This is a genomic window from Nocardioides sp. NPDC057772 (assembly GCF_042798075.1).
GTDB lineage: Bacteria > Actinomycetota > Actinomycetes > Propionibacteriales > Nocardioidaceae > Nocardioides.
In genome coordinates, this window is the sequence record NZ_JBHVKN010000152.1 from 1 (window position 1) to 12,353 (window position 12,353).

The 12,353-nt window shown below is 68.1% G+C and carries 16 protein-coding genes; all 16 read left to right on the plus strand.

The features are described 5' to 3' along the window. Positions 1-701, plus strand: a 701-nt coding sequence (map, locus tag ACFVJS_RS20580; protein ID WP_378884203.1) for a type I methionyl aminopeptidase, incomplete at its 5' end; no start/stop codon positions are given. Between the two features lie 25 nt (positions 702-726). Continuing rightward, entirely contained in the window at positions 727-1,338 is a 612-nt protein-coding gene (locus ACFVJS_RS20585) for a 4'-phosphopantetheinyl transferase family protein (protein WP_378884206.1), read from the plus strand. A gap of 270 nt (positions 1,339-1,608) precedes the next feature. Then, positions 1,609-2,694, plus strand: coding sequence for an enterochelin esterase domain-containing protein (locus ACFVJS_RS20590; RefSeq protein WP_378884209.1), 1,086 nt, complete (start codon positions 1,609-1,611; stop codon positions 2,692-2,694). Between the two features lie 30 nt (positions 2,695-2,724). Further along, positions 2,725-3,762, plus strand: coding sequence for an LLM class flavin-dependent oxidoreductase (locus tag ACFVJS_RS20595; RefSeq protein WP_378884212.1), 1,038 nt, complete (start codon positions 2,725-2,727; stop codon positions 3,760-3,762). 473 nt (positions 3,763-4,235) lie between these two features. Then, positions 4,236-5,549 carry a sensor histidine kinase gene (locus ACFVJS_RS20600; RefSeq protein ID WP_378884224.1) on the plus strand — a complete coding sequence of 438 codons (1,314 nt, stop codon included), beginning with the start codon at positions 4,236-4,238 and terminating at the stop codon, positions 5,547-5,549. A gap of 29 nt (positions 5,550-5,578) precedes the next feature. Continuing rightward, complete coding sequence (locus tag ACFVJS_RS20605) at positions 5,579-6,028, plus strand: roadblock/LC7 domain-containing protein (protein ID WP_091052410.1); 450 nt, start codon at positions 5,579-5,581, stop codon at positions 6,026-6,028. Between the two features lie 79 nt (positions 6,029-6,107). Continuing rightward, a complete protein-coding gene (locus tag ACFVJS_RS20610; RefSeq protein WP_378884215.1) occupies positions 6,108-6,452 on the plus strand; it encodes a DUF742 domain-containing protein in 345 nt (114 codons plus the stop codon). A 34-nt stretch (positions 6,453-6,486) separates the two neighbouring features. Next, positions 6,487-7,020, plus strand: coding sequence for an ATP/GTP-binding protein (locus ACFVJS_RS20615; RefSeq protein WP_378884226.1), 534 nt, complete (start codon positions 6,487-6,489; stop codon positions 7,018-7,020). A 33-nt stretch (positions 7,021-7,053) separates the two neighbouring features. Next, positions 7,054-8,307 carry a styrene monooxygenase/indole monooxygenase family protein gene (locus tag ACFVJS_RS20620; protein WP_378884217.1) on the plus strand — a complete coding sequence of 418 codons (1,254 nt, stop codon included), beginning with the start codon at positions 7,054-7,056 and terminating at the stop codon, positions 8,305-8,307. Between the two features lie 233 nt (positions 8,308-8,540). Continuing rightward, complete coding sequence (gene infA, locus ACFVJS_RS20625; protein ID WP_011757309.1) at positions 8,541-8,762, plus strand: translation initiation factor IF-1; 222 nt, start codon at positions 8,541-8,543, stop codon at positions 8,760-8,762. 26 nt (positions 8,763-8,788) lie between these two features. Then, positions 8,789-8,902, plus strand: coding sequence for a 50S ribosomal protein L36 (gene rpmJ / locus ACFVJS_RS20630; protein ID WP_008361054.1), 114 nt, complete (start codon positions 8,789-8,791; stop codon positions 8,900-8,902). A 145-nt stretch (positions 8,903-9,047) separates the two neighbouring features. Next, the gene (gene rpsM, locus ACFVJS_RS20635) at positions 9,048-9,425 is read left to right on the plus strand and encodes a 30S ribosomal protein S13 (protein WP_008361056.1); all 378 of its coding nucleotides are present in this window, start codon (positions 9,048-9,050) and stop codon (positions 9,423-9,425) included. Positions 9,426-9,496: 71 nt separating this feature from the next. After that, positions 9,497-9,898, plus strand: a complete 402-nt coding sequence (gene rpsK, locus ACFVJS_RS20640; RefSeq protein WP_008361058.1) for a 30S ribosomal protein S11 — start codon at positions 9,497-9,499, stop codon at positions 9,896-9,898. Positions 9,899-9,932: 34 nt separating this feature from the next. Next, entirely contained in the window at positions 9,933-10,541 is a 609-nt protein-coding gene (gene rpsD / locus ACFVJS_RS20645; protein WP_008361060.1) for a 30S ribosomal protein S4, read from the plus strand. A 149-nt stretch (positions 10,542-10,690) separates the two neighbouring features. Then, positions 10,691-11,707, plus strand: a complete 1,017-nt coding sequence (locus ACFVJS_RS20650; RefSeq protein ID WP_008361061.1) for a DNA-directed RNA polymerase subunit alpha — start codon at positions 10,691-10,693, stop codon at positions 11,705-11,707. Positions 11,708-11,778: 71 nt separating this feature from the next. Beyond that, a complete protein-coding gene (gene rplQ, locus ACFVJS_RS20655) occupies positions 11,779-12,318 on the plus strand; it encodes a 50S ribosomal protein L17 (RefSeq protein ID WP_378884222.1) in 540 nt (179 codons plus the stop codon). Positions 12,319-12,353 lie beyond the last annotated feature (35 nt).

Sequence of the window (12,353 nt, forward strand, 5' to 3'; positions counted from 1 at the left end):
GAGTCACCACATCCGAGCTCGACGCCATCGCCGAGGACTCGATCCGGTCCCGTGGTGGCGTCCCGTCGTTCAAGGGCTACCACGGCTTCCCGGGCTCGATCTGCGCCTCGGTCGACGAGGTCGTGGTCCACGGCATCCCGGGTTCCCGGGTGCTCAAGGACGGCGACATCATCTCGATCGACTGCGGCGCCATCGTCGACGGCTGGCACGGCGACGCGGCGATCACGGTGGCCATGGGCTCGGTGCCCGAGGAGGTCTCCGAGCTGATGCGCGTCACCGAGGAGTCGATGTGGCGCGGCATCGCCGCCGCCCGTCTCGGTGGACGGGTCACCGACATCTCGCACGCCATCGAGACCTACGTCGACTCCCAGGGTGACTACGGCATCCTCGAGGACTTCAGCGGCCACGGCATCGGCACCGAGATGCACATGGAGCCGTCGGTGTTCAACTACGGCAAGCCGGGTAAGGGCCCGAAGCTGCAGCGCGGCATCGCGCTGGCCGTCGAGCCGATGCTGACCCTCGGTGGCCCCGAGGTGACGACACTCGACGACGACTGGACCGTCGTGACCGACGACGGATCCTGGGCGGCTCACTTCGAGCACACCTTCGCCCTCACCTCCAACGGCGCCTGGGTTCTCACCGCGCTCGACGGCGGCGAGGAGATGCTCGGCAAGCTCGGTGTGCCCTGGGGTGGTCACTGAGCGACCGGGGTCGTTCGGGGCAGCGATGACCGAGATCGTTCGCTTCGCGACGGTGACCGAGGTTGACGCCGACCTCGGACTGCTCACCGCGGCCGAGCGGGCCCGCCATGAGCGGCTGGTGGCCGAGGCCGACAAGCAGGCGTACGCCGCCGCCCACGTTCTCGTCCGGGAGTGCGCCGCGGAGCTGCTGGGCATGACACGCGAGGAGATCGTGGTCGAGCAGCGGTGCGCCCGTTGCGGCAGCGCCGAGCACGGCGCGCCGTCCGTGGCCGGTGGGCGAGCGGTCCGAGTGAGCCTGAGCCACGCCCGTGGCCAGGTCGCCGCGGTCGCCTCCACCAGGCGGTGTGGCATCGACGTCGAGAGGATCTCGCGCGGTCCCGACCGGGCGCTCTCGGCCCGCGAGGTGGCCTGGGTGGCGGGGCAGTCGGACGCGGCGTACGCGTTCACGCGGTTGTGGGTGCGCAAGGAGGCGCTGGTGAAGGCCGGCCACGGCAGCATGGCGGCTGCGCGGCGCCTCGACGTCCTCGCCGACGACGGTCCGGCCGACCGGGTGGGGGACGTCCGAATCACTCAGTGGGAGGGCCCCGGATTCCTCGGTGCAGTCGCGATCTGTGCCGACATGTGGACCGAAAACTGATAGGAAACTGAACGAATCCCCCCTGTCCACAGGTTTGACTAGCGGATATGCGACATCACCTATCAGTTGACAGAGAAAGGGACCTCAGGACCTCGCGTCTCGCCTCGACTGTGAGTAACTTGGTCAGCCCGCGGGGACAGGGAGAGCCCCGTACTCGGGAGGAAGAACCGGATGAGTACGCAGTTGCGACCCCCAACGGCGGCGCGACCCAATCCATCGGCACGGACGCGAAGCGCGATCATCGACCGCCTCGCTCCTGAGGACATCGACATGTTCTGGGACGAGATCGCCACCTCGCTCCCGCTCATCGAGGAGACCGGCGCGGGCGCTGCGGAGGACGAGGTGATCGTCACCTTCTGCTGGCGCGACGACGAGGCCGAGGAGGTGCTTCTCTTCGCCAACCGGCTCACCGACGAGCGTCATCTCGCCGAGACGATGCTCGAGCGGAAGCCCGGCACCGACCTGTGGCACGCCTCGTTCCTGATGAAGCGCGACTGGCGGGCCTCGTACGCCTTCCTGTGCAAGCACCCCGGCGAGCTCGCCCCGTGGGAGAGTGAGGGGCAGGTGGAGCTGCGGGCCGTGCTGCACCGCGGCTACCTCGACCCGCTCAACCCCGACTGGTGCCACAACCGGCAGGGCATCAAGCAGTCGGTCGTCTCGCTGCCCGATGCCCCGCTGCAGCCGTGGCTGTTCCGGCGCGACGACGTCGTCCCCGGCACGGTCACGCTCGAGGTGGGGCCAGACGGCCGTGACGTCTGGCTCTACGACCCCGCCGGCGCGGGGCTCAACGTCGACCTGCCGCTCGTGGTCGCGCTGGACGGCGAGATCTGGACCGACCACCACTCGCTGCCGACCACGCTCGACAACCTGATCGCCGACGGCCACCTCCGCCACGTACGTTGCGTCCTGCCCGCCTCCGGCGGCCGCGACAAGCGGTGGGAGGAGCTCGCCGGCGGTGAGGGTGCCGACTACATCGTCAACCAGCTGCTGCCGTGGGTGCGCGAGCGTCGGGCGGTCTCCGCGGAGACGTACGTCGTGGGCCAGAGCCTCGGCGGCGTCACCGCCCTGCGGGCCGGGCTGACCTACCCCGAGCACATCCACGGTGTCGCCAGCCAGTCGGCGTCGCTGTGGCTCGACGATCTCGCGGACGCGGTCACGCCGGAGGCCAAGACCCGGGTGCACCTTGCGCACGGCACTCAGGAGTGGGTGCTCGACGAGCTCCACCACGACCTCGTCGACCGTCTCCGTGCCGCCGGGATCGACGTCATCTCCGCCGAGCACAACGGCGGCCACGACTACGCCTGGTGGCGCTCGGCCGTCGCCGACGGTCTTCGCGCACTGCTGGCGCCGGAATAAGCGACGCCTGGGGCGGGGTTGAGACCTCACGTGAAGCTGAGCGTTCTCGACCTCGTCCCGGTCCGCAAGGACCAGTCCTCCGCTGATGCCCTGGCCGCGACGTTGTCGCTGGCGAAGGTCGCCGACGAGCTGGGTTTCGAGCGCTACTGGCTCGCCGAGCACCACAACATGCCGGCGGTCGGGTCGACCAACCCGCCTGTGCTGATCTCGCTGGTGGCCGGCGCGACCGAGCGGATCCGCGTCGGGTCCGGGGGAGTGATGCTGCCCAACCATGCGCCGCTGGTGGTGGCCGAGCAGTTCTCACTGCTCGAGGCCGCGTTCCCCGGGCGGATCGACCTCGGTATCGGGCGTGCGCCCGGGACCGACCCGGTCACCTCGTGGGCGCTGCGCCACGGGGCCGGGGGAGTGACCGACGACGCGGTCAACCGCTTCCCGGAATACCTCGACAACATCGTCGCGATGATGGCGCCGGAGGGCGTCGGCCTGATGGCCGGCGGTCGCCAGCACGTCCTGCACGCGACCCCGTCGGCCATCTCGGTCGCCGAGCTCTGGCTGCTCGGCTCCTCCGACTACTCAGCGCGTCTCGCTGCCGAGAAGGGCCTGCCCTACGTCTTCGCCCACCACTTCGCGGGCAACGGCACCGACACCAAGGCGATGATCGAGCTCTACCGCTCGAGGTTCCAGCCCTCCGAGCTGCTCAGCGAGCCCAAGACGTTCCTGACGGTGAACGCGAGCGTGGCCGAGACCGCCGAGGAGGCGGACCGGCGGGCGCTGCCCCAGCTGCTGACCATGCTGAAGCTGCGCACCGGCCAGCCGCTGACCGCGCAGCCCAGCATCGACGAGGCCGAGAAGACCGAGATCCCTGAGGCCCACCAGGGGCTCGTCGACACCATGCGCAGGCGCTGGATCATCGGCTCCGCCGCGTACGCCAAGGCGCGGCTGGCCGGGATGGCAGAGGAGTACGGCGTGGACGAGGTCATGGTGAACCCGGTCGGATCCGCGTACGAAGGCACGGACCCGCGCACCGCGCCGGCCCGTGAGGAGACCCTGCGCCTGCTGGCGGGGTGAGGGCCCAGCCAGGAGGCAGGTGGATGTTTCGCGTCGTCAGGGTGTGTGCTGGGCAAGGTGCCCCGGCGAAGGCGTGCCGGGGCATTTCGAGCCGGGGCAACGCCGCCCAGTGCACGCCATGGCGACGCGAAGCGCCGACTGTTTCCTGGTTGGGGCCTCAGTTGAGCGGCCGCTAGGATCGGCCCACCTCGTCACGAGGGGACGGCGCGCCTGAGCCACTCGGGACGAGGGACCTAGGACACTGTCTGCTTCCGGGCGCGTAACTCTGCGCTCGCGCACCGGTTGTGCCAGTCTGATCACCGCTCTGTTTCGTTCTCCACATCTGAAAGTGCCGCCTGATGACACGCTGGAGCCTGCGCTGGTTGAAGCGCCGGGGGCCCCAGACTGCGACGCTCGCTGAGCAGTCAGATCCGGGTCTTGCTCGCTCATTCCCTCCGACCAGCGGTCAGGCACCGCCATTTCCGCCGGTGCCCATGACACCTGTCTCGACGCCCGCCGTGCCGGCGATCTCGTCCACGCCTCCACCCCAACAGGAGGATGAGGACGAGGCCTGGCCCGAGATCATGGAGCAGTTCGGCCTCCACCTGATCAGCCTCGCCGAGCAGATGCGCATGTCGCTCGACGGGCTGGAGGCCGACGAGGACGATCCCGAGCGGTTGAAGAAGCTCTACGAGGTCGACCACGCGGTCACCCGCATGCGGCGGGCGAGCCGCGACATGCGTACGCTCGCCGGCCGTGCCGAGGACGAGATGGGTGGCGTCGACACCTCGCTGCTGGACATCATCCGGATGGCGCTGTCGGGCATCGAGCGCTACAACCAGGTGACGATCGGCCGGGTGAGCGACCTCGCCGTGATCGGCTACGCCGCCGACGACGTCTCCTGCCTGATCGCCGCGCTGCTGGACAATGCGACGAAGTACTCCCCGGGAACGGTGACGATCAACGTCCACCTCGCCGACGCCGGCGACGTGCTCTTCCGCATCGAGGACACCGGCATCGGCATCCCGGAGCGGTCGGTCGGGCGCCTCAACGCCCTGCTGGCCGGCCCGATCGTGGAGCTGGTCGCGAAGTCCGGGAGCCACACCGGCTTCCCGGTGGTGCACCGGATCGCTCGCAAGTACGACATCGACGTACGCCTCGCCACCCGTCCCGCTCCCGGCAACGGGATGATCGCGATGGTGACCGTGCCCGCCCAGCTCCTGTGCGAGCTCCCGGTCGCGCCGATCGAGCCGGCCGAGGCGCCGCGGACCTCGAGCGCGAGCAGCGTCGCAGTCCTTCCGCCCGCCCCGCGGCGGCGCGGACCCCAGGCCATGCCGCAACCGCATGCTCAGCCGGCGCAACCGGCACAGCCGGCCCGTCTGGAGACTCGACAGTCCTCGCTCGAGCCCGTCCGGAGGCCGATGCAGCAGCCGACCTCCCCGCAGACCGGATCACTCCCTGTGCAGCAGCCCCACCGCCAGCCGGCGGCGCAGTTCGCGCCGCCGCCCAGCCAGCAGCCCTCGCCGGATCTGTCCACCGACACCATGAAGACGTCGATCCCGATCCCCGGCGAGACGGGCGAGACGAGTGGGACTGATGAGACGAACGAGACCTCGACGTCGGTGGCGGAGAGCGGCCCAGTAGAGTCGGCCGCGCTCCCGCGCCGGGAGCCGGTCAGCCTGCGTCCCCAGCAGACTGAGCCGGAAGCAGCCGTTGGACCGCAGACCGCTGAGGCCTCACCCGAGGACCAGTCGGCGGCCCGGCACTCCTTCGCCGACGACCTCGACGCGTTCTCCCTTGGTAGCTAAGACCCAGCAGTGAAAGGAACCCTTTCGTCATGGAAAGCCCGGTCGTCCCCCGCGACCCCAAGGAATTCAGCTGGCTGATCGACAACTTCGCCAGCTCCACCCCTGGCGTGACCCACGCACTCATCGTCTCCTCCGACGGGCTTCCGCTGATCGGTGCCGGCGGCATGTCTGCCAACGTCGCTGACCCGCTGGCCGCGATGACCGCCGGCGTGATCAGCCTCGGCAACAACATCGCGCGCGAGGTGGGAGAGCCGGGCTGTGACCAGGTGATGCTGAAGTTCCACACCGGCCACTTCCTCTTCATGGGCATCGGCGACCTCGCCGGCTTCGCCGTCCTGGTCGGTGCCGGCGCCAACCTGGGCGTGGTGGCCCACAAGATGGCCCAGATGGTCGATGCCGTCGGCCACGTACTCACCCCGCAGATGCGCGACGAGCTGCGTCAGATGACCGTCAGCTCGATGGCGGGGGAGCGCGCGTGAGCGAGCGTCAGCGAGCGAACCAAGGGATCAACACGTCGCCGCGTCCCTACACTGGCGCTTGCGCTACGGAGGCAGCGACGTGAGCGGAAACCCGTGGGTACGTCCTTACGTACTGACCGGCGGCCGCACCCAGACCAAGCACCAGCTCTACGTGCACACGCTGGTCTCCGCGACGCACTTCGACGCGCGCGCGGCCGCCAAGCTGACGCCGGAGTCGCGCAGGCTCTACGACCGCGTACGTCTCGGGCCGCAGTCGGTCGCGGAGCTTTCCGCGCACTGCGGGATCTCGCTCGGCGTGACACGAGTCCTGCTCGAGGACCTCGCCACGACGGAGCACCTGCAGATCAGCGACGGGGCCTATGACTCCCCGTTCGACCACCGTTTGTTGAAGAGAGTTATCGATGGCCTTTCCGAGCTCGGCTGACCGTCCGGCGCTGACCGTCACCTCGGCCAAGATCGTGGTCGCCGGTGGATTCGGCGTCGGGAAGTCGACCCTGGTCGCCTCGGTCTCCGAGATCCCGCCGGTCAACACCGAGGCGTGGATGACGCAGGCCGGGGAGTCGGTCGACCCGCTCTCGGACTCCAGCGCCAAGACCACGACCACGGTCGCGATGGACTTCGGCCGGGTCACCCTCGCCCCCGACCTGCTGCTCTACCTGTTCGGAACCCCGGGACAGCCCCGGTTCTGGCCGATGTGGGACGACCTGTGCCGTGGCGCCAGCGGCGCGGTCGTGCTCGTCGACACCCGTCAGCTCGACGCGTCCTTCCCGGCGGTCAACTACTTCGAGAACGACTCCGACGTCCCGTTCATCGTGGCCGTCAACCTGTTCGACGGGAAGCTGACCCACTCCCTGGAGAAGGTGCGCGACGCGCTCTGCCTCGACGAGCGGATCCCGCTGGTGACCGTCGACGCCCGCGACCGCAGGTCGACGGCCAAGACGCTGGTCACCTGCCTGACGCACACGATGAAAACCACCCCCACACGCGCCTGAGCCCGGAGGCGTGCCAACTCCGAAGGAGTTTCCTTGCGCAAGATCCTGATCGTCGGCGCCGGACAGGCGGGCATGCAGCTCGCCCTCAGCCTCCAGGTCGAGGGCTATGAGGTGACGGTCATGTCGGCGCGTACGCCCGACGAGCTGCGCGACGGCTGGCCGATGTCGACCCAGGTCATGTTCGACCCGGCACTGGCCTACGAGCGTGCCTACGACCTGAACCTGTGGGAGGACGAGGCACCTCGCATCCCGGCGGTCGGCATCTCGGTCAGCCCGGAGCCCGGCGTCCGGGCGCTGAAGTTCGACGGCCCCTGGGAGCCGTACGCGATGTCCGTCGACCAGCGCTTGAAGATGTCGGCCTGGCTGGAGCTGTTCGAGGACCGCGGCGGCCGGGTCATCTACCACCCGGTGATGACCTCCGACCTGGCCGGGCTGGCGCCGATGTACGACCTGACGCTCATCGCGGCGGGCAAGGGCGAGATCGTCGACCTGTTCGACCGTGACCCGGTGAGGTCGAAGTACGACAAGCCCGGCCGTGCGCTGTCGGCCATCTACCTCCACGGCATGGTCGAGCCTGACGACTTCCCGGCGGGGAGCATGCGGATCAACGTCGCCCCCGGCGTCGGCGAGCTGTTCGTGATCAGCGCGCTGACGCAGTCCGGGCCGAGCCGGGTCGCGTTCGTCGAGGCGATCCCGGAGGGTCCGTTCGACTGTTTCTGGGACCGTCCGCGGCCCGACGAGCACCTGCGCCGGCTGCAGCACCTGATGCTCGAGCACATGCCGTGGGAGGGCGAGCTGATGCGTGACTGCGAGCCGACCGACGCCCGCGCCTCGCTCTCGGGTGCGTTCACCGGCATGGTCCGCAAGCCGTACGCCGAGGTGGCCGACGGCACCTACGTCTTCGGCATGGGCGACGTGGTCGTGGTCAACGACCCGATCGCCGGGCAGGGCTCCAACAACGCCGCCCACTGTGCCGGGATCTACACCCAGGCGATCCTCGACCGCGGCGAGCAGCCGTTCGACCCGGAGTGGATGCAGTCGACCTTCGAGACCTTCTGGCAGACGCGTGCCCAGCACTCGACCGGCCTGACCGACGCGCTGCTCAACCCACTGCCCGACCATGTGCAGCAGGTGCTCGGCGCGGCCACCCAGTACCAGCCCGTCGCGGACCGGTTCACCCGGCTGTTCCCGCACCCTGAGGACCTCGGCCCGTTCCTGGGCGACCCCGAGGTGGCACTGGCGTACGTCGCCGAGGTCGCCGAGGCGGACGCGGCCACCAGGGCTTGACGATTAGGGCATTGCTGTTCTAGGGGTCTAGGCTTGGTAGTCGGTCCAACGTGGGTCTGTCTCGTCGTGCCTCGCGGCTGCCCGGTCAGCGCGCTTCTGCGCGCTCGCGGGTGAGACATGCAGATGGCTTCACGAGGTCCACTCCGAGTCTCGGAGAGGTTCCCGGACCACCCGCGGGTCATCCGACCCACGGTTTTGAACGGTAGATGACCGACCAACAGATTGCAGAGGGCATGCCGAAGAAAGAAGGCGTGATCGAGATCGAGGGCACCGTCGTGGAGGCTCTCCCCAACGCCATGTTCCGTGTGGAGCTGAGCAACGGACACAAGGTTCTCGCCCACATCAGCGGCAAGATGCGACAGCACTACATCCGGATCCTTCCTGAGGACCGCGTGGTGGTCGAGCTGTCCCCCTACGACCTGACGCGCGGTCGGATCGTCTACCGGTACAAGTAAGCCGGTCTAGACAAGAAAGGGCTGACATGAAGGTCAACCCGAGCGTGAAGAAGATCTGTGACAAGTGCAAGGTGATCCGTCGCCACGGCCGCGTCATGGTGATCTGCGAGAACCCGCGCCACAAGCAGCGCCAGGGCTGAGCCCAGCTCGCAGGGACAACTGAATATTCGCATCGAGTCGCTAGGACGTCAGTCCGAAGTCACCTCCGGAGCAGAGGCCGGAGCCCGAGGGTGCCACCCCGGGACGCGACCCGACCGACACCTCTGATGAAACGTAAGGAACACAATGGCACGCCTCCAAGGTGTTGACCTTCCGCGCGACAAGCGTGTGGAGATCGCGCTCACCTACATCTACGGCATCGGCCGTACCACCTCGCAGAAGCTCCTCGAGGCCACCGGCGTCAACCCGAACACCCGGGTGCACGCTCTGGCCGAGGACGAGCTGGTCAAGCTCCGCGACGAGATCGAGGCCCAGGGCATCCAGACCGAGGGTGACCTCCGTCGTGAGGTCCAGGCTGACATCCGCCGCAAGATCGAGATCGGCAGCTACCAGGGTCGCCGTCACCGCCAGGGCCTTCCGGTCCGCGGTCAGCGCACCAAGACCAACGCGCGCACCCGCAAGGGCCCGAAGCGCACCGTCGCCGGCAAGAAGAAGGCCAAGTGATCCGACGCGCTCTGCGCGTTGATCCGGCTTTCGCCTCGATCTCACAGACCAGCCAACACAGGAGTTAATGCATGCCTCCGAAGACCCGACAGGGTGCGACGAAGATCCGTCGCAAGGAGAAGAAGAACGTCGCTCAGGGCGAGGCCCACATCAAGAGCACGTTCAACAACACGATCGTCACGATCACCGACCCGACCGGTGCGGTGATCTCGTGGGCCTCGGCCGGCACCGTCGGTTTCAAGGGCTCGCGTAAGTCCACCCCGTTCGCCGCCCAGATGGCCGCCGAGGCCGCTGGCCGCCGCGCGATGGACCACGGCATGAAGAAGATCGACGTCTTCGTCAAGGGCCCGGGCTCGGGCCGCGAGACCGCGATCCGTTCCCTGGGTGCGATCGGCCTCGAGGTCGGCACCATCCAGGACGTCACGCCGGCCCCGCACAACGGTTGCCGTCCGCCCAAGCGCCGCCGCGTTTGATCCCCACCGAGACATAGAAGGAGACTGAAGAGTAATGGCCCGTTACACCGGACCCATGACCCGCAAGTCGCGCCGTCTCGGTGTCGACCTTGTCGGCAACGACGCAGCGTTCGAGAAGCGCCCCTACCCGCCGGGTCAGCACGGCCGCGGCCGCATCAAGGAGAGCGAGTACCTCCTCCAGCTTCGTGAGAAGCAGAAGGCTCGCTTCACCTACGGCGTGATGGAGAAGCAGTTCGCTTCCTACTACGCCGAGGCCCACCGTCGCGACGGCAAGACCGGTGACAACCTGCTCCAGCTGCTCGAGGGCCGCCTGGACAACGTCGTCTACCGTGCCGGCTTCGCCCGCACCCGCCGCCAGGCCCGCCAGCTGGTCGTCCACGGCCACTTCCTGGTCAACGGCAAGAAGGTCAACGTGCCTTCGTTCCAGGTCTCGGCTCACGACGTCATCGACGTTCGCGAGAAGTCGCTGGAGATGACCCCGTTCATCGTGGCTCGCGAGACCCACGGCGAGCGCGTCGTTCCGGCTTGGCTCGAGGCTGTCCCGAGCCGGATGCGCATCCTGGTTCACCAGCTCCCCGTCCGGGCTCAGATCGACGTCCCGGTCCAGGAGCAGCTGATCGTCGAGTACTACTCGAAGCTCTGATCAGCCCCACGCAGTAACCACGGCGGGTCCCCGGCGTTCAAACTTCACAGAAGTCGTACGCCGGGGCCTTGCCGCCCCCACAGCCTTCCGTCATCACCCCTTGAAGTTCGGGTCCGTCAAATAGCGGTCGGCCCGGAAAGGACAAATCAGTGCTTATCGCACAGCGCCCCACCCTGTCGGAAGAGTCCGTCGAGGAGTTCCGCTCCCGCTTCGTGATCGAGCCCCTCGAGCCGGGCTTCGGTTACACGCTGGGCAACTCTCTTCGCCGCACCCTGCTCTCCTCGATCCCCGGTGCGTCGGTCACCTCGATCAAGATCGACGGCGTTCTCCACGAGTTCTCGACCATCGAGGGCGTCAAGGAGGATGTCACCGAGATCATCCTCAACCTCAAGGGTCTGGTCGTCTCCTCCGAGCACGATGAGCCCGTGACCATGTACCTGCGCAAGTCCGGTGCCGGTGACGTCACCGCCGCCGACATCGCGCCCCCGGCCGGTGTCGAGGTGCACAACCCCGACCTGAAGATCGCGACGCTGTCCGACAAGGGCAAGATCGAGCTCGAGCTCGTCGTCGAGCGCGGTCGTGGCTACGTCTCCGCGGTCCAGAACAAGGGTGCCGAGAACGAGATCGGCCGCATCCCGGTCGACTCGATCTACTCGCCGGTCCTCAAGGTCAGCTACAAGGTCGAGGCCACCCGTGTCGAGCAGCGCACGGACTTCGACAAGCTCGTCATCGACGTCGAGACCAAGCCGTCGATCGCTCCCCGTGACGCGATCGCCTCGGCCGGTAAGACCCTGGTCGAGCTCTTCGGTCTGGCCCGCGAGCTCAACGTCGACGCCGAGGGCATCGACATCGGCCCGTCGCCGGTCGACGAGCAGCTCGCCGCCGACCTCGCCCTCCCGGTCGAGGACCTGCAGCTGACCGTTCGTTCCTACAACTGCCTCAAGCGCGAGGGCATCCACACCGTGGGTGAGCTCATCTCCCGCTCGGAGCAGGACCTGCTCGACATCCGCAACTTCGGCGCCAAGTCCATCGACGAGGTCAAGCTGAAGCTGCACGAGATGGGCCTGTCCCTCAAGGACAGCGCTCCGGGCTTCGACCCGTCCGCCGCCCTCGCCGCCTACGGTGACGATGACGACGACGCGTTCGTCGAGGACGAGCAGTACTGAGTTTCCACCAAACCGCTCCTCGGAGCGTCTACCCCGGTACCTGATACGGCCGGAGAGAAGGAGCAGGCACGATGCCTACCCCGAAGAAGGGTGCCCGCCTCGGCGGTTCGCCCGCGCACCAGAAGCTGATCATCTCGAACCTCGCCACGGCGCTGTTCGAGAACGGCCGCATCACCACCACCGAGGCCAAGGCCCGGCACCTCCGCCCCGTCGCGGAGAAGCTGATCACCAAGGCCAAGAAGGGTGACCTGCACAACCGTCGCGAGGTCCTCAAGACCATCCGCGACAAGTCCGTCGTGCACACGCTCTTCACCGAGATCGCCGAGCAGTTCGCGGAGCGTCCGGGTGGCTACACCCGGATCACCAAGATCGGTCCCCGCAAGGGCGACAACGCTCCGATGGCTGTGATCGAGCTCGTCAACGAGGCCTACGAGCCGAAGACCAAGGCTGCTCCGGCCGCCGCGGCTCCGGCTGCCGCTCCCGTCGAGGAGAAGGTCGAGGAGAAGGTCGAGGAGGCCCCGGTCGAGGAGACCGCTGCCGACGAGACCACCGAGGCTGCTGCCGAGGAGGCTCCCGCTGCGGAGACCACCGAGGACGAGGCCAAGGCCTGATCTGGTTCTGAACTGTGGCCCGTCACCCGCCAGGG